The 24,320-nt window shown below is 52.8% G+C and carries 23 protein-coding genes and 1 pseudogene; 6 read left to right on the plus strand and 18 right to left on the minus strand.

The window, feature by feature from the left end; genetic code table 11:
- Nucleotides 1-6: 6 nt before the first annotated feature.
- Together BJQ97_RS12310 and BJQ97_RS12315 are read right to left on the minus strand one after the other, a co-directional pair.
- Nucleotides 7-2,859 (minus strand): 2-oxoglutarate dehydrogenase E1 component, encoded by a 2,853-nt coding sequence (locus BJQ97_RS12310; RefSeq protein WP_160156801.1) that lies wholly within the window; start codon nucleotides 2,857-2,859, stop codon nucleotides 7-9.
- A gap of 481 nt (nucleotides 2,860-3,340) precedes the next feature.
- On the minus strand, nucleotides 3,341-5,317 hold the full coding sequence (locus tag BJQ97_RS12315; protein WP_160156802.1) for a methyl-accepting chemotaxis protein: 1,977 nt from the start codon (nucleotides 5,315-5,317) through the stop codon (nucleotides 3,341-3,343).
- 150 nt (nucleotides 5,318-5,467) lie between these two features.
- On the opposite strand from BJQ97_RS12315, the pseudogene BJQ97_RS12320 reads away from it, so the two are divergent.
- Nucleotides 5,468-5,650: pseudogene (locus BJQ97_RS12320) on the plus strand (YbxH family protein); the annotation flags it as partial.
- Between the two features lie 181 nt (nucleotides 5,651-5,831).
- The gene (locus tag BJQ97_RS12325; RefSeq protein ID WP_160156803.1) at nucleotides 5,832-6,512 is read left to right on the plus strand and encodes a GNAT family N-acetyltransferase; all 681 of its coding nucleotides are present in this window, start codon (nucleotides 5,832-5,834) and stop codon (nucleotides 6,510-6,512) included.
- A gap of 62 nt (nucleotides 6,513-6,574) precedes the next feature.
- On the opposite strand, the gene ptsP is transcribed toward BJQ97_RS12325, so the two are convergent.
- From ptsP to glcT, 4 genes are all read right to left on the minus strand, one after another.
- A complete protein-coding gene (gene ptsP, locus BJQ97_RS12330) occupies nucleotides 6,575-8,296 on the minus strand; it encodes a phosphoenolpyruvate--protein phosphotransferase (RefSeq protein ID WP_160156804.1) in 1,722 nt (573 codons plus the stop codon).
- Nucleotides 8,296-8,562 carry a phosphocarrier protein HPr gene (locus tag BJQ97_RS12335; protein ID WP_011230496.1) on the minus strand — a complete coding sequence of 89 codons (267 nt, stop codon included), beginning with the start codon at nucleotides 8,560-8,562 and terminating at the stop codon, nucleotides 8,296-8,298. Before BJQ97_RS12335 ends, ptsP begins: the two co-directional genes overlap by 1 nt.
- 103 nt (nucleotides 8,563-8,665) lie before the next feature.
- Nucleotides 8,666-10,684, minus strand: a complete 2,019-nt coding sequence (gene ptsG / locus BJQ97_RS12340; protein ID WP_160156805.1) for a glucose-specific PTS transporter subunit IIBC — start codon at nucleotides 10,682-10,684, stop codon at nucleotides 8,666-8,668.
- Nucleotides 10,685-10,916: 232 nt separating this feature from the next.
- Nucleotides 10,917-11,774 carry a glucose PTS transporter transcription antiterminator GlcT gene (gene glcT, locus BJQ97_RS12345; RefSeq protein ID WP_160156806.1) on the minus strand — a complete coding sequence of 286 codons (858 nt, stop codon included), beginning with the start codon at nucleotides 11,772-11,774 and terminating at the stop codon, nucleotides 10,917-10,919.
- 376 nt (nucleotides 11,775-12,150) lie between these two features.
- On the opposite strand from glcT, the gene BJQ97_RS17965 reads away from it, so the two are divergent.
- Nucleotides 12,151-12,279: a hypothetical protein gene (locus tag BJQ97_RS17965; protein WP_268892804.1), complete on the plus strand. Its 129-nt coding sequence runs from the start codon at nucleotides 12,151-12,153 to the stop codon at nucleotides 12,277-12,279.
- A gap of 315 nt (nucleotides 12,280-12,594) precedes the next feature.
- Here the strand turns inward: BJQ97_RS17965 and BJQ97_RS12355 are convergent, their stop codons facing one another.
- The 5 genes from BJQ97_RS12355 to BJQ97_RS12375 all read right to left on the minus strand — a co-directional run bounded on the left by BJQ97_RS12355 (nucleotide 12,595) and on the right by BJQ97_RS12375 (nucleotide 17,229).
- Complete coding sequence (locus tag BJQ97_RS12355) at nucleotides 12,595-13,743, minus strand: cation:proton antiporter (RefSeq protein WP_160156807.1); 1,149 nt, start codon at nucleotides 13,741-13,743, stop codon at nucleotides 12,595-12,597.
- A 160-nt stretch (nucleotides 13,744-13,903) separates the two neighbouring features.
- The gene (locus BJQ97_RS12360; RefSeq protein ID WP_160156808.1) at nucleotides 13,904-15,169 is read right to left on the minus strand and encodes an ATP-binding protein; all 1,266 of its coding nucleotides are present in this window, start codon (nucleotides 15,167-15,169) and stop codon (nucleotides 13,904-13,906) included.
- Between the two features lie 57 nt (nucleotides 15,170-15,226).
- The gene (locus BJQ97_RS12365) at nucleotides 15,227-15,472 is read right to left on the minus strand and encodes a YueH family protein (protein WP_160156809.1); all 246 of its coding nucleotides are present in this window, start codon (nucleotides 15,470-15,472) and stop codon (nucleotides 15,227-15,229) included.
- Between the two features lie 66 nt (nucleotides 15,473-15,538).
- Nucleotides 15,539-16,288: an SDR family NAD(P)-dependent oxidoreductase gene (locus BJQ97_RS12370; RefSeq protein ID WP_160156810.1), complete on the minus strand. Its 750-nt coding sequence runs from the start codon at nucleotides 16,286-16,288 to the stop codon at nucleotides 15,539-15,541.
- A 269-nt stretch (nucleotides 16,289-16,557) separates the two neighbouring features.
- The gene (locus tag BJQ97_RS12375) at nucleotides 16,558-17,229 is read right to left on the minus strand and encodes a hypothetical protein (protein WP_160156811.1); all 672 of its coding nucleotides are present in this window, start codon (nucleotides 17,227-17,229) and stop codon (nucleotides 16,558-16,560) included.
- Between the two features lie 171 nt (nucleotides 17,230-17,400).
- Between BJQ97_RS12375 and BJQ97_RS12380 the strand changes: the two genes are divergently transcribed.
- The 3 genes from BJQ97_RS12380 to BJQ97_RS12390 all read left to right on the plus strand — a co-directional run bounded on the left by BJQ97_RS12380 (nucleotide 17,401) and on the right by BJQ97_RS12390 (nucleotide 18,766).
- Nucleotides 17,401-17,595: an abortive phage infection protein gene (locus tag BJQ97_RS12380; protein ID WP_160156812.1), complete on the plus strand. Its 195-nt coding sequence runs from the start codon at nucleotides 17,401-17,403 to the stop codon at nucleotides 17,593-17,595.
- A 199-nt stretch (nucleotides 17,596-17,794) separates the two neighbouring features.
- Entirely contained in the window at nucleotides 17,795-18,379 is a 585-nt protein-coding gene (locus BJQ97_RS12385) for a cell wall hydrolase (protein ID WP_160156813.1), read from the plus strand.
- 204 nt (nucleotides 18,380-18,583) lie between these two features.
- Nucleotides 18,584-18,766: a YkvS family protein gene (locus BJQ97_RS12390; RefSeq protein ID WP_160156814.1), complete on the plus strand. Its 183-nt coding sequence runs from the start codon at nucleotides 18,584-18,586 to the stop codon at nucleotides 18,764-18,766.
- A gap of 29 nt (nucleotides 18,767-18,795) precedes the next feature.
- On the opposite strand, the gene BJQ97_RS12395 is transcribed toward BJQ97_RS12390, so the two are convergent.
- The 7 genes from BJQ97_RS12395 to BJQ97_RS12425 form a co-directional block, all read right to left on the minus strand.
- The gene (locus BJQ97_RS12395; RefSeq protein ID WP_160156815.1) at nucleotides 18,796-19,479 is read right to left on the minus strand and encodes an NAD-dependent epimerase/dehydratase family protein; all 684 of its coding nucleotides are present in this window, start codon (nucleotides 19,477-19,479) and stop codon (nucleotides 18,796-18,798) included.
- 53 nt (nucleotides 19,480-19,532) lie between these two features.
- The gene (gene queF, locus BJQ97_RS12400) at nucleotides 19,533-20,030 is read right to left on the minus strand and encodes a preQ(1) synthase (RefSeq protein WP_025948364.1); all 498 of its coding nucleotides are present in this window, start codon (nucleotides 20,028-20,030) and stop codon (nucleotides 19,533-19,535) included.
- A gap of 51 nt (nucleotides 20,031-20,081) precedes the next feature.
- Entirely contained in the window at nucleotides 20,082-20,816 is a 735-nt protein-coding gene (gene queE, locus BJQ97_RS12405) for a 7-carboxy-7-deazaguanine synthase QueE (protein WP_160156816.1), read from the minus strand.
- Nucleotides 20,816-21,253, minus strand: a complete 438-nt coding sequence (queD, locus tag BJQ97_RS12410; RefSeq protein WP_160156817.1) for a 6-carboxytetrahydropterin synthase QueD — start codon at nucleotides 21,251-21,253, stop codon at nucleotides 20,816-20,818. The genes queE and queD overlap by 1 nt, the downstream gene beginning before the upstream one ends.
- Nucleotides 21,250-21,915 carry a 7-cyano-7-deazaguanine synthase QueC gene (queC, locus tag BJQ97_RS12415; protein WP_201451734.1) on the minus strand — a complete coding sequence of 222 codons (666 nt, stop codon included), beginning with the start codon at nucleotides 21,913-21,915 and terminating at the stop codon, nucleotides 21,250-21,252. The genes queD and queC overlap by 4 nt, the downstream gene beginning before the upstream one ends.
- Before the next feature lie 178 nt (nucleotides 21,916-22,093).
- Nucleotides 22,094-23,206 carry a GerAB/ArcD/ProY family transporter gene (locus tag BJQ97_RS12420; RefSeq protein ID WP_160156818.1) on the minus strand — a complete coding sequence of 371 codons (1,113 nt, stop codon included), beginning with the start codon at nucleotides 23,204-23,206 and terminating at the stop codon, nucleotides 22,094-22,096.
- Between the two features lie 26 nt (nucleotides 23,207-23,232).
- The gene (locus BJQ97_RS12425; RefSeq protein ID WP_160156819.1) at nucleotides 23,233-24,318 is read right to left on the minus strand and encodes a Ger(x)C family spore germination protein; all 1,086 of its coding nucleotides are present in this window, start codon (nucleotides 24,316-24,318) and stop codon (nucleotides 23,233-23,235) included.
- Nucleotides 24,319-24,320: the final 2 nt, after the last annotated feature.

The raw sequence follows: 24,320 nt of genomic DNA on the forward strand, positions 1-24,320 counted from the left end.
TAGTCATCATTCATGCTTTGTCAATGCACAGCGGATGATGCGCTCTTGCTCTTTTCGGTGGACGACCGGATCACCTTCCGCCGGGCTGGCCCGCCGGCGCCGCCCAATGTAGCTGACATCGACCCCCTCTGGAGCCAACGCCCGCAGGCGCGGTTCCATATACGTCCAAGCTCCCATGTTTTTCGGTTCTTCTTGCACCCAAATGAGCTCTTTGACGTTCGGATAGCGGGCGATGATGCCTCTCACCGCTTCTTCCGGGAACGGATACAGCTCTTCAATGCGCACGATATGCAACCAGTCGAGCCCTTCCATTTTGCCGATTTGTTCCGCCAAATCGATCATCAATTTGCCGGTGCCAAACACAATTCGTTCAACTTTGTCGGCGTCCGTTCCCAATCCTGGCTGCTCGAGCACCGGCGAGAACGCACCGTCGACGAGCACTTCCGCATCCGACGAGGCAAGCGGATGACGGAGTAAGCTTTTTGGCGTCATAATGATGAGCGGACGCACTTCTTCTCTTGTCAACAGCGCCGCCTGCCGCCTCAAAATATGGAAATATTGCGCGGCCGTCGATAAGTTGGCGACCGTCCAGTTGTTTTCCGCCGCCAGCTGCAAAAAGCGCTCGACGCGGCCGCTGGAATGTTCAGGGCCTTGCCCTTCGTAGCCGTGCGGCAAGAGCATGACAAGCCCGGATTTTTGCCCCCATTTCGCCCGGCCGGATGAAATGAATTGATCAAACATCACTTGCGCCATGTTGGCGAAGTCGCCAAATTGCGCTTCCCAAAGCACGAGCGTCTCCGGTGCATAGACGTTGTAGCCGTATTCATAGCCGAGCACGGCGGCTTCCGTCAGCGGGCTGTTGTACACGACAAACGACGCTTTGGCGCCGCTGATGTGGTGAAGCGGCACATACTCTTCTCCGGTTTTCACATCGTGGAGCACCAAATGGCGTTGGGCGAACGTGCCGCGTTGCGAGTCCTGTCCGGTCAAACGGATCGGCACGCCATCTTGTAAAATGGTAGCAAATGCTAAAATTTCCGCATGCGCCCAATCCACTTTGCCGTTTTGCGCAAACACGCCGCTCCGCCGTTTTAAAATGCGCTCGAGCTTGTTAAAGACGTTGAATCCGTCCGGAAACTGCAGCAATTCTTCGTTCACACGATGGAGCACGTCTTTCGCCACGCCCGTTTTCACTTCCGGCAGCCGATCGACGACCGGTTTGGGCGGATCCATGATGAAATCGAGCTCGTCTTCGTTTTTCGGCACCCGCTCGTAGGCGATTTTCAGCCGTTCGGCCACCTCTTGCTCCATTTCGTCGACTTCCCGCTCGGCGATGATCCCTTTTTCCATCAATTTTTGCGCATACAGCTGGCGCACGGTCGGATGCTGGTTGATGATCGTGTACATCGTCGGGTTCGTCGCCATCGGCTCATCCATTTCATTATGACCGAAACGGCGGTAACCGATTAGGTCAATGACAAAGTCTTTTTTAAACCGCTGGCGGTAGGCAAACGCCAAGCATGCAGCCGCCAAACAAGCCTCCGGGTCATCGGCATTGACGTGCACAATCGGCACCTCAAACCCTTTCGCCATATCGGAAGCATACGTCGTCGAGCGTGAATCGCAGCTTTCCGTCGTAAAGCCGATCATGTTATTGGCGATGATATGGATCGTCCCACCGGTCGTATAGCCGCGCAGCTGGCTTAAGTTGAGCGTTTCCGCGACGATCCCTTGTCCCGGGAACGCGGCATCCCCGTGAATCAAGATGGCAAATGACGCATCAGTATTTTGCACTGGCACGCCTGGTTTTGTCCGGTCTTCTTGCGCGGCGCGCGTGTAGCCAAGCACAACCGGATTGACCACTTCGAGATGGCTTGGGTTGTTCGCAAGCGTAATCCGCATCGTATGGGCGCTTTTATTGCGAAGGCGGCGCGCCGCCCCTAAGTGGTATTTGACATCGCCCGTCCACCCATACGTGATCGCCACTGCCCCTTCAGACGGAATAAAGTTTTTGCTTTCCGCATGCTGAAACTCGGCGAAAATCATTTCGTACGGCTTGCCGAGCACGTGAGCCAGCACGTTCAACCGGCCGCGGTGCGCCATGCCGATGTTGACGGCGTCGATTTCATGTTCGATCGCCTGGCGGACAAGCTCATCCAAAAGCGGCACCATAGAATCAAGCCCTTCGATCGAAAACCGTTTTTGCCCGACATACGTCCGGTGGATGAACTTTTCAAACCCTTCCACTTCCGTCAGGCGGCGCAACAAAGCAACCCGCTCTTTGTTCGCCAAGCTCGGGTAATACGCTCCGGACTCGATTTGCTGAATGAGCCAGTTCCTCTCTTCGAGATTATGTACTTGCGAGAATTCGAACGCGATTTTGTCTGTGTAAATTTTGCGCAAATGCAAGATGGCATCCCAGCCGTTTTTGACATGCGCCGGAGCGTGCGGGCAAAGAAATGCGACCGGAATGCGCTTTAAATCCTCTTCGGTTAAGTCGTATTCGTCAAGCTCCAAGCGGCGCAGCTTTTTCTCCGTTTTGACAAGCGGATTCGTATCGGCAGCCAGATGGCCATAATGGCGAATGCTGTCCGCCAGCTTGACGGCAGCGACAAGCTTGCTGAAAATCGTCGGCGTCTCCGGCAGCCGGAACGTTTGATGCGTTTTGGCTGCTTCGTCATCCGCAGGAGAAACCGGTTCTTCCAAGACCGGCGCCCCCCACTGTTCGAACAATTGTTTCAGTTCCGGGTCGATGCTATTAGGGTCATCGAGATACTGTTCGTACATTTCGATGACATAACCGAGGTTCGGCCCGTAAAACTGGCTCCACGGTTGAGCATAGTTCGTCTGTTTTGCCATCGTGAAAAAACCTCCACCTTGTTTTCGCATCGTTCGGGCTGGGCAACAGCTATGCATGAAAGTCCTCATTTAGCTGCCAGTATCCCCAAACGTACAGCAAAATAACGGTATAAACGTTTTCACTGTTTATTTTAGCACTATCGCTCACTAAAATCGACGAAGAAGCTGAAAAAATTTCACTTATTATCATTGTATGAATCAAAAAAAAATCGTGACCGCACGGCGGCGGAACATTCATGATTTAGGCAGTTCATCTTTCGGTTATTTTTTGAAACTGCCCCCTGCACAAATGAAACGCTATCCCGTCTACGCAATCGCTGAAGAGGAGGAGGGCGCCTGCCCTACGGCAGGCTGCCAGCCGAGCCATCCCCATGCGCCCCACCATTCCGTTGTTCCCGCTTGTGTCGTTGAAGTGGGGGCTTCTCGGTTAGTGAGGAAAATGATAAAAAGGCGCCCGTTGCAGTTGGGGCGCCTTCTGTTTTTATGAAATTTTAAATTTTTCCACCAGTTGTTTCAGTTTTTGGCTCATTTCGCTCAACGCCTCCGCCGATTCCGTCACCGTCGAAAGCGCCTGCAGCTGATCATCGGCCGAAGCGGCCACTTCCTCCGCCGCTGCCGCTGCTTGTTGGGCGATGGCGGCAATGTTTTGCATCGCTCCGACGACATCATCTTTGCTTATGTTCATCTTCTTAGCTTCCTCCAACACTCCAGCCAGTGCTGTCGTCAATTGTTCCATCATGCCGGTGATTTTCACGAATGAATCGCCGGTCGTATGCACCGCTTCTCTTTGTTCGTCGTACGCCTGCTTGGAGCGGCCGACTGCCTCCATCACCAGCCCGGCTTGCTGCTGGATGGCGGCGATCGTCGCGCGGATCATCTCCGTCGCTTTCGCGGATTGTTCGGCCAGCTTGCGCACCTCATCGGCAACAACGGCAAACCCTTTGCCATGCTCGCCAGCCCGCGCCGCCTCGATGCTGGCGTTCAACGCCAGCAAATTCGTCTGTCCGGAAATGGCCGTAATCGTTTGAATAACGCCGTCAATTTCATCCATCTTTTTCACAAGGTCGCTAATGACATTTTCGACAGACTCCAGTTCATTTTTCGCTTCCTCCGATTTTTTCTGCAAAATGTTTAAATGCTCCAAGCCGTCGTAGCTCGCGGTTTTCGTTTCATCGGACAGCGACTCCATGCCAGCCGTCGCATTCGTGACCGCTTCGATTTGCTGCGACAGCGCCGTCGTCCGCTCATTGATCGTATCAAGGCTTCCTGCTTGATCGGTCGTTCCTTTGGCGATTTCGCCTATGGCTTTTGCCACTTGTTCGCTTGTGGCCATCGTTTCTTCCGAGACAGCGCTCAAATGGTCAGCTGAAGCGGCCAATTCATTGACCGAGCGGTTCACCTCGCTGATCAACATCCGCATATGGTCGATCATGTCATTGAAGTGGCGGGCGAGGCGGCCAATCTCATCTTTGGCAGTGACACGCGCGTGCACCGTCAAGTCGCCGCCCGCCGCCTTTTCGACTTGCTCTTGCAGCGCAGCAATCGGCCTTGTGATCGAGCGCGCCAAGAAATAGACGGCAACAAGCGCCACAATGAGCGCAATAATGGTAATGACAAGCATGTTTACTCCAAGCGAGCGGCTCATCGCCGATAAGTCCTTTTCTTTATAGACGACGCCGACCTTCCAGCCGAGCTCTGGAATAGTAGTGAAGTAAATGACCCGCTGTTCGCCGTCTTGCTCATATTCGTGCATTCCTTTTTCATGCTCGAGCATATATCGGACCATCGCATTTTTCGCCATGTTTTTTCCTTTATATTGCGGGTGGACGACCGCCGTCCCTTTCGCGTCAAACAGCACCGGATAGCCGTGATAGCCGACGTCGCTTGCATTGACGATTCTCGTTACCGCATCGAGCGTCATATCGATGCCGATGACCGCAGCAATGCGGCCGTTTTCGCTCACTGCTTTGGCCAACGTCACAACGTGCTTGCCAGTAATGGCATCGACATAAGGTTCGGTCCACACGACTTCATCCGGCCGCTTCATCGCTTCTTTATACCACGGGCGGCTCGTCGGATCGTATCCGTCCGGGAGCTCTGTCATCGGCGTGATGTACATTTTCTTCTGCTCGGTGCCAATATAGATGAATTGCACATTCTCATGCAGGCGCAAAAACGTACGGAACTGCTTTTCCAGCCCGGACCAGGCGCTTTCGTCCCGAACCATTTGCAAAGCCAACGGCGATTCACTGAATTGAACTAAGCTGTTCTCTTCACTTTGAAAACTGTCGCGAATGTCGCCAAGCAGCCCGTCAAGCGCCGTCTGCGCCCGTTGTTTCACATCAGCGTCAACCATCCGCCGCATTTGCACAACCCCAACGAGTTGCGTCGCTGCCAAGGAAATAACTAACAATAAAGCCATCAAGACGATCAATTTGCTGCGCAATGTCCGGAACACTCGCTATTTCTCCCCTCTGTTTCCTCTTTTTGTCGCACTAATTTTCATTATACAGAGGACGATCGTCCCCCGTCTATAGGAGGACCTTCTTAATTCATACATAACGAATCGACGCACATGGGACAATAAACTAGAGGAAGGTGAATGACCATGGGCGCCATCGAACACGAAGGATATCGATTTGAGATCGAATACAGCGTCCTGTTGCAAAAAGGGGCGCTGCACGTTTACTGCAACGGGAAATTCATCGATGAAATTGTGTTTCCCTTTCGCGGCGAAAAGCCAAATGAACAGCAAATTGAAGCGCTTGTGAGCGAGTATGTCGAGCAAAAAGGGGCTGACCTAAAAGCGTCATTCCTCTCAAACGAAATGCAACATATTGCGCATGATTCATTGTTTCGCAGCGATATATGGTGATGAGCAAGGGTGTCCCGATCCTTTTGGGACATCCCCTTTCTTGCCATTTTTGCGAGTTTTCAGTTATGATGAGGGTAAAAAAGCAAGGGGGATCGGCATGTACTATAAACGTTTATACGTCTTTGACGGCAACACCCCGCGCGAAGCGGTCATCCGCAACTATACGAAAGACGACTTTGCTGATCTCATCCGCGTGCAGCAAGAAAGTTTTCCGCCACCGTTTCCATCGGAGTTATGGTGGAACGAACAACAGCTTCACAACCATGTCACCTTGTTTCCCGAAGGAGCGATTTGCGTCGAAGTCGGCGGGCGCATCGTCGGATCGATGACTGGCTTGATCGTTGACTTTGATCCAGCCCATACCGATCATACATGGGAAGAGATCACCGACGGCGGCTACATCCGCAACCACCGCCCGGACGGCAACACGCTTTATGTCGTCGACATTTGCGTCTCGCCGCCATACCGGAAGCTCGGCCTCGGCAAGTGGCTCATGCAGTCGATGTATGAAGTCGTCGTCCATCTCGGCCTCGACCGGTTGCTCGGCGGCGGGCGGATGCCCGGCTACCATCGTTACGCTACCGAATTATCACCCGAAGCCTACATCGACAAAGTAGTCGCCGGCGAGCTGAGCGATCCGGTCATTACGTTTTTGCTCCGCTGCGGGCGCACCCCGCTGGCGGTCGTCCACAATTATTTGGAAGATGAGGAATCGCGCAACTATGCCGTCCTGATGGAATGGCGCAATCCATTTAAGCAGACGACAAGAAAAAATTAACAGACACCAACCGAGCAGATGAAAAAGAAGCGCGGCGGACTCGAACATCGCCACGCTTTCGTTTAAGCAAAAGAAAATGTTTGTTTGACAAAGGCCACAACCTCTTCGGCTGTGCCGAGCGACAACACCGTCTCTTTGATGCGGGCGGCGTCTTCTTTCGACAACCGCTTCAGCTGGGCGCGCGCCGGCAAAATCGAGGTGGCGCTCATGCTGAACTCATCAAGGCCAAGAGCAAGCAAAATCGGAATGGCGATCGGGTCGCCGGCCATTTCGCCGCACATCCCGACCCATTTTCCTTCGCGATGGGCAGCGTCGATGACGTGGCTGATGAGCCGCAAAATCGCCGGATTGTACGGTTGATATAAATACGAAACCCGCTCATTCATCCGGTCGGCCGCCATCGTATATTGGATTAAATCGTTTGTGCCGATGCTGAAAAAGTCGACTTCTTTCGCAAACTGGTCCGCCATGACCGCGGCAGCCGGGATTTCCACCATCATGCCGACTTCGATCCCGTCGGCGACCGGGACGCCTTGGCGGAGGAGCGCGTCTTTTTCTTCAAGCAAAATCGCTTTCGCTTGACGGAATTCATCGAGCGTCGCAATCATGGGGAACATGATTTTCAAATTGCCGTGCACGCTCGCCCGCAGCAAGGCGCGCAGCTGCATGCGGAACATGTCTTGCATTTCCAGACAAAGGCGAATGGCGCGAAACCCTAAAAACGGATTCATTTCTTTCGGCAGCCGCAAATACGGAAGCTCTTTGTCGCCGCCAATGTCAAGCGTCCGGACGACGACCGGCTTGCCATCCATCTTTTCAAGCACCGTTTTGTAGGCCGCAAACTGTTCGTCTTCCGTAGGCAACTCCGAGCGTCCCATGTATAAAAACTCTGTGCGATACAGGCCGATCCCTTCCGCCCCGTTGGCTAACGCGCCCCTCACGTCGTCCGGCGTGCCGATATTGGCCGCCAGCTCAACGCGCACGCCATCAGCGGTGACCGTCGGTTGATCGACAAGCTTCGCCCATTCCGCTTTTTGCTCCTCATAGCGAGCCCGCTTCTCTTCATAACGCGCAAGCAACTCGGGGGACGGATTGACGACGACTTGACCGTCAAGCCCATCGACGATGACGATGTCCCCGTTTTGCACTTCCGCCGTAACCGCTTTTGTGCCGACGACAGCCGGGATTTCGAGCGAGCGGGCCATAATGGCCGAATGCGACGTCCGCCCGCCGATGTCGGTGGCAAACCCTTTGACATACTGGCGGTTCAGCTGCGCCGTATCGGATGGCGTCAAATCCTCCGCAATAATGACGACCTCTTCGGAAATAAGGCTTGGATTGGAGATCGTCACGCCAAGCAGATGGGCGAGGACGCGCTTCGTCACATCGCGGATATCGGCGGCCCGCTCTTTCATATACTCATTGTCCATGCCCTCGAACATCGAAATGAAAAACGATGCCGTTTCATGGAGCGCGTATTCCGCATTCACTTGTTCCGTTTTGATTTTTTCCTTAATCGGGTTCAGCAATTCTGGGTCGTCAAGCACAAGCAAGTGGGCGGCAAAAATGGCGGCTTTGTCTTCGCCAAGCTTTTCCAAGGCATGCTGCTTGATGGCTTCCAGCTCTTCTTTCGCTTTCGCGACCGCCGCCTCAAGCCGCGCAATTTCCGCCTCGACGTCAGCGACCGTTCGTTTTTCGGCCTCCAAATGAGGCGTTTCCAAGCGATATGCTTTGGCGATGGCGATGCCGCTTGAAGCGGCGATGCCCTGAATCATTTTTTCCATTATTCCGCAAGGCCTTCCTTTGCCAACGTATCGGTTAACGCCGCCATTGCTTCTGCCGCATCGGCCCCTTCTGCCGTAATTTTAATCGTCGCTCCTTTCGGAATTCCTAACGACATGACACCCATGATCGATTTCAAGTTCACCGTTTTGCCGTTGTACTCAAGCTGGATTTCACTGTTGAATTTGCTCGCCGTTTGCACCAAAATCGTCGCCGGACGAGCATGGATGCCGGAATCCGAAACGACTTTAAACGTTTTTTCTGCCATGATTCATCATTCCCCTTTTCTTCAATATTTTTCTTTGCCATCATATCAAATGCAGGGGCGGGGAGGCAACGGAAAACGCTTGGCCCCGCCGCGAATAAGCAACTTAGCTGATCGTAACAACAGCGTCTTCTCCTCGAGCAACCAAGCCTTGCTTGTTGACGTGAACCGTTTCGCCGGCTTTGAGATTCGTGAAAATCACCGGTGTGACGATCGATGGCGCGTTCTGTTTGACATAATCAAGGTCGAAGCGCAAAATCGGCTGCCCTTTTTTCACTTCGTCGCCTTCCTTCACAAGCGCTTCAAACCCTTGGCCGTTCAGCTTCACCGTGTCGATGCCGACATGGATCAAAATTTCATGCCCACCGGCTGACTGAATGCCAATGGCGTGCTTCGTCGGAAATACGTTGATGATGTTCCCATCAACCGGAGAGACGACCGTGCCGTCCGTTGGCATGACCGCGAAGCCGTCGCCCATCATTTTTTGCGAAAACACTTGATCAGGCACCTCAGCGAGCGGAACGACCTCTCCTGACATCGGCGAAGCAATCGTTTCGGACTTTGCGGCTTCCAGGGCCGCTGCCTTCGGTTTCTCTTCCGTCCGGGTCGGCGCTTTTCCTTGCATGATATCTTGAATTTGCCCTTTTAACATATCCGATTTCGGACCGAAAATCGCTTGCACGTTGTTGCCCACTTCAAGCACCCCAGCGGCGCCGAGCGCTTTCAACCGGTCTTTATCGACCCGGCCGATATCATGGACCGAAACGCGCAAACGTGTAATGCATGCGTCCAAATGTTCGATATTTTCCTTTCCGCCAAGGGCAGCGAGCACTTCATACGGCAGGTCGCCAGCGGCGGCTGCCTCGGCTTTCGACGCTTCCTCAACCGTTTTTTCCCGGCCCGGCGTCGCCAAGTCCCACTTGCGGATCGCAAAGCGGAATCCGAAGTAATAAATGACAGCAAACACCAAGCCGACCGGAATGACGAGCCACCACGCCGTCCGGTTCGGCAGAACGCCAAACAGCAAAAAGTCAATGACCCCGCCTGAGAACGTCATCCCGATTTTGACGTTCAACAAGTGCATGATCATAAACGACAAGCCGGCAAAAATGCAGTGGATGGCAAACAGCGCCGGAGCGACAAACAAGAACGAAAATTCGATCGGTTCGGTAATCCCGGTCAAAAACGATGTCAACGCAGCCGACCCCATGATGCCGGCAACGACTTTTTTGTTTTCCGGTCGCGCTTCATGGTAGATCGCGAGCGCCGCTGCCGGGAGGCCGAACATCATAAACGGGAACTTCCCGGTCATGAACGTGCCGGCCGTCAATTTGACCCCATCTTTCAGTTGCTCGAAAAAGATTTTTTGATCGCCATGAACCACTTGCCCGGCTTTATTGACATACTCGCCAAATTCAAACCAAAACGGTGCATAGAAAATATGATGCAAACCAAACGGAATGAGCGCCCGTTCGATCACGCCGAAAATGAACGCGGCCAACGTTTTGTTCGCATCGATCATATTGTGCGAAAACGCATTGAGTCCGTGCTGAATGGGCGGCCAAACGAATGTCATGATAATGCCAAGCACGACAGCGGACGCTGCCGTCACGATCGGCACGAACCGCTTGCCAGCAAAAAAGCCGAGATATTGCGGCAGTTCGATATTGAAGTATTTGTTGTACATGTACGCTGCCAAAATCCCGACGATAATCCCGCCAAAGACGCCGGTTTGCAGCGTCGGGATGCCAAGAATGTTGGCGTACGACGGGTCGGCGCCGATCATATCGGAAGTCACGCCTAAGATGACGCTCATCGTCACATTCATAATCAAGTAGCCGATGATCGCCGCCAAGCCCGCGACTCCGTCCCCGCCGGCAAGGCCGATTGCCACACCAACCGCAAACAAAAGCGACAAGTTGGAGAAGACGATGCCGCCTGCTTGCTCCATCACGTTGGAGATGAGCACGACCCAGTCGGCTTTGAGCGCCGGAATTTTGTCAGTGAGCGCCGGGTTTTTCAAGGCGTTGCCAAGCGCCAACAAAATCCCGGCCGCCGGCAAGAGCGCCACCGGCAGCATGAGCGCTTTTCCGACCTTTTGCAGCGTGCCAAACGCTCGTTTCATTTGGATGACCTCCTTTGGTTTTCTTTTCTTAAGTTTTGCAGCAAATAGACGATTCATGTGCCAAAAATGGGGCGGACGTTTCCGAAGGCGCCGGCGCAATAAAAAAGGCATGACTAAAGAGAGGCAAAAAGACCGCTTGCAACAGCGCACAGATGAACTCGCAACTGTTGCCGCCTTGTTTGCCCTCTTTACTCATGCCTGATCGAGTCAGTAACACGTAAAGCGAGACAACCTATGCAGTTGTATTGTTCTTTTTCTCCGCCAGCCGTTGCAAATGCAACGTCAAATAGACCGCCTCGGCATCGTCCGCCGGCAGATGAAGCGTTTGCTGCATCACTTTGACCAACTTCCATGCTAGATTATAGCATAATGGATACGCTTCCTTCAAGATTTTCGACAAATTTTTTGGTTCTTCGACTTTTTCGCCTTTTTTCATCCGCTCCATCGCATAGCGCAGGTGACGGACAAACCGCAAATAATGAACGCTCTCGCGGTCGATGTCAACGCCAAGCTGTTGCTCGACGATCTTGACAAGGTCAGCAATGAGCTGGGAATATCGATTCGCTTCCGACACGCTTTGTTTGGAAATCGCGCTATGAATATGAAGGGCGATAAAGCCTGTCTCCCCTTCAGGCAGGGAGGCTCCGAGCTTTTGTTCAATCATGCGGGCCACTTCATTGGCGATTTCATACTCCAACGGATACAAGCTTTTCGTCTCAGCCAAAAACGGGTTTTTGACATCTAATCCTTGTTCAAGCCGCTTTAATGTAAAAGCGATATGGTCCGTCAGCGCCACATGGATGTGCTCATCGAGCGGCGCGCCCACGCGTTGCTGAATATGGTGAACCACCTCGCTCATGAGGGCGATGAATTCTTCGCTCAATTCCGGAAGCAGCTTTTTGTATTGCTCTTGTTCGCTTTCATTTTTCAGCACGAAACATTTTTCAACAGCGCTCTTGGCAATCTCGTCCCCCCGTTTTTTGCCGAAGCCGATTCCTTTGCCGAGCAACACGACTTCTCCATATGCCGGATGGGAAGCGATTAACACGTTATTGTTGAGCGTTTTTTCGACGCGAAACGGCTGCTCCATCAGGCTTCCTCCTTTCCGTACCCATCGTCTTCCGCTAATCTATGCAGACTAAATTATAAACCGGGCGGGCCATCGCTCTCAATGACGTTTTTTTTGGATGGGACGCCGCTCTTCTCAACATACTAATAAGAGGGCTGGGAGGGAGGAAAGAATATGCCGTACGTATCGATCAACCGACGAGTCCGCCTTTACTACGAGGAAAAAGGAGAAGGAACACCGCTTTTGTTCATTCATCCCCCAGGAATGGGGCATGCCGTTTTTTGCCGCCAAGAACCGCTCGCCCGCCATTTTCGCCTTATTTTGTATGATATGCGTGGAAACGGGCGAAGCAGTTCGGCAGATGCACCGATCACCGTGGCCGAAAGGAGGGGATCGCATGTCGAACAAAGGGAGACAAAACAAGGTGAGCCAAGAAGCGGCCAACCCGACCGTCTCAAAGGCGGAGGCGGAAATGGCCAAAGACAGCGTGGATACGGCGAAACAAGCGAAACAAAATCGCTCGTAACAACAGCAAAGGGCTGCCTCATGAGGCAAGCCCCTTTTCTTCGTTCCCGTATTGACCTTTTGTTGCCGGCAATCTCCCTTATCGAAGCCATCGGGCTGTCGGATTGAACGCCCTCCCACCTACGCGTACGCTTAGAGGTGGGAGATTCTTGGGAGCACCTGCCCCACGGGGGGTGCATGTGCGCTCACACGTGGAAGTGGGGGATCTTCTCTTCCAAAGATGATAAAGATCACACAAATCGCCCTTCACGGCGCCCCCGCCTAACGGCCCATAACGAGTTAGTCAGTTTCCCGCGGTGTAGCGCCAAGCTGTTGGTTATATAGTCTGGCGCACCGGATGAAGACGGCTGAAAATCATCTTCAATAACGGCGGCGTCACAACAGTCGTTGCCAATACGACGATGATCATGACCGCAAACATACCCCCATCAAGCAGGCCGGCTTCCAAGCCGATGCCGGCGATAATGAGCGCCACCTCGCCTCGCGATACCATGCCAGCGCCGACCGCCAGCGAGCTCCCCCACGAAAATCCGGCCCATTTTGCTCCCAGCGCGGCGCCGACGAGCTTCGTCAAAATCGCGAGCGCACTCCAGCCGACAATGAGCGGCCAATGCTCGACGATGCCGGAAAAGTCGGCCGCAACCCCGATGGAAGTAAAAAAGACAGGGACAAACAAAGAATAGGCGATCGTTTCCACTTTCTCAAACACTTCTTCCCGATAGTCCGTAAAACTCGCGCCAAGCCCGGCAATATAGGCGCCGATGATCGCCGCCACCCCCATCGCCTCAGCAAAGTAGGCAAAAGAGAAACAGATAATCAACCCGGCTGAAATGACCGCCTCCATCACACGCAACGGGGCAAACCACTTTAATACAAAGGGGATCGCTTTCCAAGCGAGCAAAATGGCGACGGCAAAAAAGACGACTTTTTTCAGCACGACCGCACCAAGCTCGACGTCGCCGCCCGTTAGGCTTAATAAAAATGCCAAAGCAATGACGACCAACACGTCGTCGATGACCGCCGCGCCAAGAATCGCTGATCCTTCCTTCGATTGCAGCTGTCCCATCTCTTTGAGCGCCTGCACGGAAATGCTGACGCTTGTCGCCGATAGCAAGAGGCCAAGAAATAGAGCCGTTCCGGTTTCCATGCCGAACGCTGCGCCGGCCGCATACCCGGCGAGCAGCGGAACGAGAATACCGAGCACCCCGACCGCCACAGCAGCTTTTCCAGTGCGCCGAAACTGGTCCATATCCGTCTCAAGGCCGGCGATAAACATAAGCAAAATGACACCGATTTGACTTAACTCCTGCAAAAGATCGGTATCCTCGATCACACCGAGCACGCTCGGGCCAAGCACAATGCCGATGAGCAGCTTGCCGAGCACGGCGGGCTGGCCAAGGCGCACGGCGGCATCACCAGCAAGCTTGGCGGCAAACAAAATAACAGCCAGCTGAGCAATGAACATCCCGTCACCCACCTTCATGTTCTCCACCTTTTTCAAACTACGTTTATCATGCACGAAAGGTTTCATTTTTATTGAAACAAGGCTGGCCTCTGAAAACAAAACGGACGCCCCCGCATCACGCAGGAACGCCCGCATTCCTCTTATACCAGCGACCTTTTTCTCACACGTTTGCCGCGCTGGACGGAAACGTCAAATGAACAGTCGTTCCCTTCCCGACCTCGCTTTCGATCCGCATCGTTCCTTTGTGCTCTTGAACGATTTTCATGCTCGTTGTCAATCCGAGACCCATTCCTTTTTCCTTTAAGGTGAAAAACGGTTCGCCGATTTTCTGAAGCCGTTCTTTTGAAATGCCAATGCCGGTGTCGGCCACATCGACATAGATCTTCCCGTCCGCTTCCGCAACGCGGACGTGTAAATTGCCGCCATTCGGCATCGCTTCGATGGCATTTTTCATAACGTTCAACAATACTTGAACAATTTGGTTTTGATCGCCGTACACGCAAGCTTTCGGAGCGGTGTTATGGACGGAAATGGAAACGTTGTTCAACATCGCCTCATGGCCAATCAAGCTGATGACATACGAAAGGACCTCGCTCAACAAAAACGGCCGATAATCGTGGCTTTGCGGCTTGGCGAGCACCAGCAGCTCGCTGACAATTTGGTTGATGCGGCCGAGTTCACTCAACATGATGCGCATATAATGATCATTCACTTCGCGCGTTTCTTGCATCATCTGAATAAATCCTTTCATGGAGGTGAGCGGATTGCGGATTTCATGAGCAATGCCGGCGGCCAGCTCGCCAAGGACGGACAGCTTTTCTTTTTTCAAGAGCAGCTCCTCGGCCAGCTTTTGCTGGGTAATGTCGCGGCCGATCGTTAACAACCCTTTGCGCGCTCCGGTTTCGTCAAAGAGCGGCACTTTAATGACGTCAAACGTCTTTACTTCCCCATCCGTCGTCGCAAACGACTCCTCGCGGCGCGTCACCTTTCCGCTCTCCCACGCCTCGCGGTCTGATGCCATGCACTGTGCAAACGCTTCTTTAAAAAACGGAACAAGCTCGCCAAGCTCGCGGTCCGTCTTCCCGATATAATCGATCTGTTCGAGGCGGTACAGCCGTCGGCCGAAATCGTTGACGCGCAGCCATCGCCCCTCGCTGTCTTTAAAGCAAACGAAATCTGGCATCGAATTGATAAGCGTAAGCAGCTGCTGTTCATTTTCCTCTGTCTTTTCCAGCTGCTCGCGCTTTTTTAACAGCTGGTACAAAAAAATGGACGAGAGCAAAATAAACACGGCCCCTTTGGCGGCGCCAAGCGCCATATATACATCGCGGCTGATCGACAACATATTGAGCAGGGTGTCGGTGGCGGCAATCCATACAATGCTGCCTATGATATATACTGCGATTACTTTTGTTTTGTTGACCACGTTGTCATCGAACCCCTAACACGCAAAATCGCTGGGCGGCCACGGCCGCCCTTTAGACTACATTTCCCGTGCCCAGCCGAGCAGCCGCACGGTCAAGAGGGCGGCGCGCTCATGGTCAAGCCGCTTTTTGAGCGATGCCTCAAGCCGCTCGGCCACCGCCTCCGCCTCTTCCTCATAGGCGAACGAAAATGACCACTCAAGCGCCGGAATGGCAATCACGATATATTCTTCTTTTCGATTTTCGTAAATGTAGACATTAGCCGGAACTTGTCCGTCCATCACCGGCGTTTTGCGGATTTTCATTTTTCCGTCCCACCTTCTTCCTTAAAACCGTCTCCATTTTGTTTATTTTAACAAACCGCCCGCTCCCTACTCAATATAAATCATTTTCCTTGTCATTCCCCCGTCGATGACCAAATTTGCCCCAGTGATAAAATCGTTTTCCTCATCGCATAAATACAGACAAGCGCGGGCGATATCGTCCGGTTTGCCGACGCGGCCGGCCGGGTGCTGCCGGTGGTCAATGTCTCGCAGTTGCCCATAATCGCCCGTTTCAATCCAACCGGGGCTGATGACATTGACGCGAATGCGATCATCCGCAAACGACACCGCCAGCGCGTGGGTCAAAGCGACAAGGCCTCCTTTTGATGCAGCGTACGCCTCGGAATTCGGCTCGGACATGAGCGCCCTTGTCGAGGCAATGTTGACGATGGCTCCGCCTTTGGCATTGCGGCGCATATATTTCGCTGCTTCCCGAGAAGCAAAAAAAGCGCTGCGCAAATTCGTTGACAGTACGTCATCCCACTCCTCAACCGTCAGCTCATACGGCGACTTCCAGCGCGAGACGCCAGCATTGTTGATCAAATAGTCAATGCGGCCGAAGCGTCCGGCAGCTTCTCGTACAAACCGTTCAATATCATCCACCTTCCGCACATCCGCCGCCACAAAGATCGCCTTGAATCCGTCCGACTGCAATTGTGCGGCGATCGCTTCACCGTTTTGGACATCGCGGTCGATGATCGCGACGTTCGCTCCTTGTTTTGCAAATGCTCTAGCGATCGCCTTGCCGATCCCGTTCGCCCCGCCGGTGACAATGGCTGTTTTCTGTTCCATGCTCATGTGCAATCTCTTCTCCCTTCCTTTGCTCCGTTTGCTTTCGGGTGGGATCCAACCGAAAGTGTTAGGATTTATGCATAACCTTCCTCTTACAACAAGGAACATTTGTTCTATACACTCCCATTTTATACCTTTCGTTCTTTTGACGCAAGAAAAAGATGGATGAGGAAAGATACCGATTCATCCCCTACTTGCGCTCACACATGGAAGCGGGGGTTTTCTCGGCTCAAGATGCCAAAAAAGACCGCCATTCGGCGGTCTTTTTTGGCATCTTACCGATAGGGGCCATACGAGATGGGAAAGCCAGGCGCATATGGGGTTCCTCCGCCATAATATGGAGGCAGCAGCGCAGCAGGATAGCCATAGCCATACGGCATCACCGGGGCATACGGCGGCGCCATCGGTGCATAGTACAGCGGTGCATACGGATGTGCGCCGGGAACGAAACCTGGTGTTGCACCAGCAGCCATTCCAGACAGCGTGCCAGGAACAGCCATGGGAGCCGTGCTGCCAGCCGGGGGAACGTTCTCTGCATACGGGGCCGTCATGCCATACGGAATAGCGGCGCCATCCGGCGTCATCGGCGGCGTGTTTTCTTTCCCACCCATCGACCAAACGGAAGCATGGGCCATATTCGGCCCGGCTCCTAAACCGAGCGGCGGCGCCGGCGGCATCATATCGGAGCTGTCCGGACTGTCTGGACTGTCAAGATGGACCGGACTGACAAGCGGCGCTGGCGGCGCAACCGGTGGACACCAATAGCCATAAGGTGCTACCGGTGGATAATACGCCGTCGGCATCACTTGAGTCGGCGTCACTTCATTTGGCGTCGTTGCCGATAGCGGAGCCATCGGCGGCACGTTATGATCCATCCACCCGGCTTCATTGTCATGGCCGGAAGAGGTTGAAAATGGACCATTCATATACGGATCCCAATGATTCATTGTTCTCTCCCTTTCTTGCTTATATTCTCGGGGCGCGTACCCACCCATATTGTATGTCAGAACAAGCAAAGGGTGTTTGCCCGGCCAAAATATAGGTATTTAACCCAACAGGCGTCTGTGATACGATAAATAACGGTGACGATGTCGAATCAATGCTTGGGGGGACATGTGATGGATGAGGCGCTGGCGGCCAAGCAAATCGATGAATTGCGCAACGGAATCATCTCCGAACTATTGGTGAAAAAAGAGGATTTCCCTGTTTTTCGCGCCGTGCTCGTCAAACAGCCCGACTTCAAACGATTTCACGGCATCGCCCAGCGCGGCGGCCACGTCATTTATCACTATATGGATGCTCCACGCAGCTAAAAGCTCCTGTTCCCATGTCTTCACACCCGGCTTTCCGTCCTGGAAGCCGGGTGTTTTTGCTCACGGAAAATTTTCCATCCCTCCCTATGAAACTAGTCATTCCAATGCCTCGCGCGTTTTTTCCATCATTTCGATAATGACTCAAGGCGTGATCCTTGTTACTCTAGTAGCGAGTTTGCAAGACAAAGGAGGGATGTGGATGAAACAAGCAAAAGCATGGGTGACGGCTATGTTGTGCGGCATATTTTTCTTTGCCAGCCATGCCGATGCGGCGACGATCCACACCGTCAAGCGCGGCGACACGCTTTGGAACATCGCGAAACAATACGGTGTGCCGCTGAAACAACTGCAACAGGCAAATCGCAAAGGCGATTGGCTCTATCCTGGTGAAAAACTCGTCATCCCTGATGCCGGCATCACGGCGGCGGAGAAAGATTTGCTCGCTCGCCTTGTCCATGCCGAAGCGAAAGGGGAGCCGTACGCCGGGAAAGTGGCTGTAGCAACGGTCGTGCTCAACCGCGTCGACCATCCGGATTTTCCGGATACGATCCGCGCCGTCATTTATGAGCGCTCTGGCGGCCATTATGCATTCACGCCGGTCGCAAACGGATCGATTAACGAACCGGCCGATCGTGAATCATACCGCGCCGTTGAAGAAGCACTTGCTTTTCGCGGTTTAGGAAACGGCTCGCTCTATTTCTATAATCCGAAAACGGCGAAAAGCAAATGGCTGCGCTCGCGTCCAGTGACCGTCGTCATCGGCAACCACGTCTTTGCTAAGTAAAGTTGGGAGCAGGCCTGCTCCTGCTTTTTCTTTATTAGTTTTAGGCCACGGGTGATTTTGATAAACCATGATCAGCTCAGTTGAAGATCACCGATTTGGCGGAAAAAGTTGTTTTTCACCAGCCTTTTAGGAAAAAAACCCCCTTTACTTGCAGTGGAAAATAAGGCAAACTAGAACAAAAGACGATGAAAAAGGGGAATGATGATGACAAATAAAAAAGCGAAAGTCGGAGATATTATCGAGTTTAAAAATGGACTGCGCGGCATTGTGGAGAAGGTGAATGAAAACTCAGTCATCGTGGATTTAACGTATATGGAAAACTATCGTAAACTCGATTTGCAAGAACGAACGGTCGTCAATCATAAAAACTATAAGATCATCGAATAAAAAAGAGGCTGCCAAGAGCCTCTTTTTTGTTACGAAATGCGGGCGAGTTCATCACATTCATAGATATGGACGCCGCTCGCTGCGGACGCCGCCCGGTAAAACATCGCCAAAGCAAGCTGATGGGCGTCAACCGGCTTATACTTTTTCCATTTGCCGACGAACAAAAACGGAAGACGGCATAACAACCACCCGCCTAACGCTTCGCCGAGGCGGAACTCCCGGCGCTTGCCGACGAGCAGCGACGGGCGGAAAATATGAAGCGATGGGATGGAAAGCCGCTGCAGCGCTTCTTCCATCTCTCCTTTGACTCGCTGGTAGAAAAACGGCGAACAAGGGTTGGCGCCAACCGAAGAGACGGTCAAAAAGCTTTTCACACGGCACTTTTCCGCCAGCGCCGCGGCACGCAGCGTATATTCATAATCGACTTGAATGAACTGCTGCTTCGTTTTTGCCTTTTTCCGCGTCGTTCCGAGGCAGCAAAACACATCGTCCACATAAAAATGCCGTTCGTACGATTCCAGGCGCGCAAAATCGACGACGACTTGCTGCAGCTTTTCATGTTCCACCGGCAGCGTAGCACGGACGAAAATCGTCACACAGCGGTACAAATCCGACTGTAGCAACAGCTTCAGCAACTCTCCGCCGACCAAACCGCTCGCCCCAAGCAAAAGAGCTGTTCTTCGCTCCAACACCAAAACCTCCAAGGCAAACATTCATTGTCCATTATATAGGAGTTGGAGCGAAAAAACTACCTCTTTTTTCATCTCTAGCGGTTGTCGACTTTTTCTGGATACAAATCATGATTGAGTAGCCGGTATTCCGCCATTTTTTCGTATTTCGTGCCCGGGCGCCCCCAGTTGCAGTACGGATCGATGGAAATGCCGCCGCGCGGGGTGAATTTGCCCCATACTTCGATATAGCGCGGTTCCATGACTTTGATCAAATCGTTCATAATGATGTTGACACAGTCTTCGTGAAAGTCGCCATGATTGCGGAAGCTGAACAAATACAGCTTCAACGATTTGCTTTCGACGCATTTTTTGTCCGGGATGTAGCTGATGTAAATCGTCGCGAAGTCCGGCTGGCCGGTTTTTGGACATAGCGATGTGAACTCCGGACAATTGAACTTCACGAAATAATCCCGGTCAGGATGTTTGTTGTCAAACACTTCAAGAAGATTGGGATTGTACGTAAACGAATACGTTGTCCCTTGATGACCGAGCAGTGTCAAGTCTTTCAATTCTTCCTCTTTTCTTCCTGCCATTCCTTCATTCCTCCCTTTTGATCAATGCAAAGTGAGCCGCCGCGCCCGGCTTTACACACCGCGCTTGTTTCCCCAAAGAAGCGTATGCAGCTGCGGCAGGATGTGGACGTCTGCCAGCTCCTCCGACTCGGCAGCTTGTTCCACGAGCCATTCCAACCGACGGAGAAGCTTCGCGCGGAGTGCATCCACATCCGAATCCGCTGCATCGGCATTGCCTGTCTGCAAATAAAACGGAACGCCTGGGTAGCGGCGGTGCACCTCTTTGGCATACGCCAAATCGGCGTCATCAAAGACGACGACTTTCAAACTGATGCGCCGCGCCCGGCTTTGGTCCGCCTGCAGCCGTTCGATGATGTGATCAAGCACCGACCAGTCGGTGTCCATCCCCGAACTTGGCGGCTTCGGAGAAAGGGTGACGTCGTCAATGTCAAGCAGCCAATCCTGCCAGCGGCTCCCTTGCGTTTCAACCGCGACCCGCATCCCTTTTTCATGAAGAAGCGCGACGAGCTCCCCAAGAGCTGCAATCAGAAGCGGGTTGCCACCTGAAATCGTCACGTGGCGGAAGCGGCGGCCGCCAATGGCTTCAAGCCGCCGCCAAATTTCGTCTGCCGTCAGCTGCTCGATCTCGTCTTTCGCTGATCCGTCCCACGTAAACGCCGAATCGCACCAGCGGCAGCGGTAGTCGCAGCCAGCGGTGCGCACAAACATCGTCTTTCGGCCGATCACCATTCCTTCGCCTTGAATGGTCGGACCAAAAATTTCTAACACTGGAATCGTGCGTTCCATTACCGCTCACCCGCTTTCGGCCGGTAGACGACGTAGCTCGTCGGCGTTTCGCGGACAAACACTTGCAAACATGTCGGTTTGTGCGGCAGCGCATCCAAATAGCGCTGAATCGTTTCATAAATCGTGCGCGCCACCACTTCCGTCGTCGGAAACCGGTTCGGGTCGTGACCGTCAAACCAATCGCCATGATCGTTGAGCAACGTATGGTCGAGCTTGCGGTGAACGAGCTCTTTCAACGTTTGAAAGTTGACTAAAAAACCGCTCTCATCGAGCTCATCGCCGGCGACCGTCACATTGACGATGTACGTATGGCCGTGCACGTTTGCGCAGCTCCCGGCCGCTTCGTGCGGAATGAAATGGGCGGCGGCGATGTGCATATCTTTGTTCAGCTCATAGCGGTAATGGTGCATCACTTGCGGATAAAGCTGGTGCATCATCGCGCCTCCACCCCCTCTTTTTTCCGCAAATATTCATCCAACCCTCGCTTGCGTAGCACGCACGCCGGACATTCACCACAACCGTCGGCAATGATGCCGTTATAGCACGTCAGCGTCTTCGTGCGAATGAACTCGAGCGCCCCGAGCTCATCAGCAAACTTCCACGTCTCCGCTTTCGTCAGCCACATGAGCGGCGTATGAATGACAAATTCGTAATCCATCGCTAAATTCAGCGTGACGTTCAATGATTTGATAAACACATCGCGGCAGTCCGGATAGCCGCTGAAATCCGTTTCGCACACTCCCGTCACGATATGCCGCGCGCCCCGCTGTTTGGCAAACACGGCAGCGAATGATAAAAACAATAAATTGCGTCCGTCCACAAACGTCGTCGGCAGCTCGCCTTCCTTTTGTTCAATGGCGATGTCGCGCCGCGTCAAGGCATTCGGCGCCAACTGCCCGAGAAGCGACAAATCAAGCACTGTATGGCGGACGCCAAGCTCGTTGGCGATCGATGCCGCGACGTCAATTTCGCGACGATGGCGCTGACCGTAGTCAAACGTCACCGCTTCGACTTCCGCAAACCGCTTTTTCGCCCAAAACAAACACGTCGTGCTGTCTTGGCCGCCGCTGAAGACGACGACTGCCTTTTCTTCACTCATCTTCATCATGATCAACCTCCTTCTGAATCAGCAGAAGAAGAGGTTTCCAAAACAAAAAGGCCATACCCCTAGGATACAGCCGTCCCTAGTTTTTTATAGAGGGTTTTGCTAGAAACCTCTCCCGTACAAGCCGTACGGAATTGCGATTCTTCTGTTTTCTTTATTTACTATACCATAATCATGGCTTTTGTTGTAGCGCCTTTTTCACTTTTTCGGCCGTCCATACGTACACATACAGGAGCGGAACATACACCGCGACAAGATAAAACCCTGCCTTCGCTGTCCATTGCGTCAACCGCTCAATGTCTGTCTTCTCTTGGAAAAACAGCGTCCCGACAAACAAGCAAGCGAGCAACACTGGAAGCGAACGGCGTTGCTGAACGACAAACAGCTGTTTGATCACGCGCGTCGCCGCCCAAACAGAGACCGCAATGATCGGAAGCACAACGAGCACGTAAACCGAGATGACAATATACTCCATCCGCTCGATAAACGGCACTTCCGGAATTTTGGCAAGCGTCAGCGTCGGCCATGTAATATGCTGAATTTGTTCTTTGTTATAAAACACAATCGAAATCAACATCACAACAAGATAAATGAACATCGTGAAGGCATTGGCAGCGTGCGCCCACTTTTGCGAGGACGGAGCGTTTTTTAAAAACGGATAATACATAAGCAGCATTTCAAAACCTAAATATTGTAGCACCATCTCTTTCGATGCTTTTGCCAATTGCCCAAACGAATGGTCGAACACCGGCAATAAGTTCCGGTATTGAGCATACTCAAGCGGAAAGAAAACCATCGGAAAAATCGTCAACAGCGGAATCACGACCCCCCAAACGCATAAGCCGACAACGACGCGAAACCCGCCCGAGACGGCGTAATACGTCAGCAGCAAAAACACAAGGCTGAACTGCCACGCCCCCATCAACGGGAACACCCATACTTTAATGATTTCAATGTATGATTGAAGCACCATAAACGCCGCCAACGCGTAGTAAAAAAGAAGTCCAAGGCTCAGCACCCCGCCGATCCACCGCCCGAAGTGCTGTTGATGAAGCGACACCAAGTCTCCGCCGGATGGAGAATGCGACAACAGCCGATACATCAGCCAAATCAACACGTGCGCCGCCAGCCCAGCCAACAAGACAGCCATCCAGGCATCCTGCCCCGCCTCTTTCATCAGCGGACGCTGAAAATTGAGTGCCCCGACCCCAACTTGTGCAGCATGAATGACAAAAAACACAAGAAACGGGGAGATGAGAAACCGTTCCGGAATAGCCTGCTTCATCATAATCCCTCCTCATGTTCCCCGTCTTATTCGCCAATGCCTGTATGGACGATATCCACCGTGACGTGCGGGCGGATATCTAAATCCGGGTATTCGCGGTAAAACGCGTCGGAATCCCAATGTCTTGTCACACTGCGGACAAAATCTCCAATGCCGAGCGGGTCAATCCGTTTTTTCTGAAAATAACCGAATAACCGGCGCATATTATGCTCCAATTCGTTTTGCATCTTTTTCTTTACATCAGCAAACAAATCATCCCCCGGCTGATCGAGCCATGACGGGTAATCCCTCACCGACGCATGGATATGGACGAACACGTGAAGCACATGACGGCTTCCATCACGCTTCCATTCATATTTCGGCTTCGCCCACAAGTTTTGCAGCATCACCCGATCCTCGCCCTGTTTTCCGCGATTCCCAACCTTCAGCTGATAGACGCCGTTTTTCGTTTCCCCGAGCAAAATTTTCATCAAAAACGAATCACGCAAACTCACATGACCGACATATTTGTCGTCGCGAAACAAAGCGACCCCTTCAAGCTTGACGAAATCTCCTTTTTTCTCAAAATACGGCAAAAACGGATCGCTGCCTGGGGAAAAATACCGATACAAAAACAAGTGCAAATTCGTTTTCGGCAAGTTCATCGATTGCTCATTCTGCTCCACAAGATTCGGCAAATACAACGTATCGCTCAGCGTCGTTTTCGCCGTGATTTTCAGCAGCTCCCTGGCGCTTTCTTCCGCTACGCCAAGCAACAAATGGTTCCCGACTTTGTTGTTGCGCGCGAGGCTGTGCGTAATTTGCGTCACCCCCCGCCTAGCAAACTCCTTGCCGAACAAAATAAGGCGCAACTGTCCTTCCTCAATCGGCAGCGCCGATTTCGATGACAGGCGCGGAATCAAGTCGTAGATCGTCGGTGACGTCGTCGTCAGCATATTCGGCTTTGTCATCGGCCCTTGCTTGAACGTCGGGTACACTGCGGTGCCCGTGTAGCGGCCGTTTTCGAAATCATACCCCATCTGTTGGATAATTTGAATTTCGTCAATCGGCCGCGAACTGACGCAGCCGCCAAGCAACAGCAGCGCACCGATCCAGGCAAGCCCATGCCTCATCA

It is taken from the genome of Geobacillus sp. TFV-3 (assembly GCF_009901865.1).
GTDB classification, from domain to species: Bacteria; Bacillota; Bacilli; order Bacillales; family Anoxybacillaceae; genus Geobacillus; species Geobacillus thermoleovorans_A.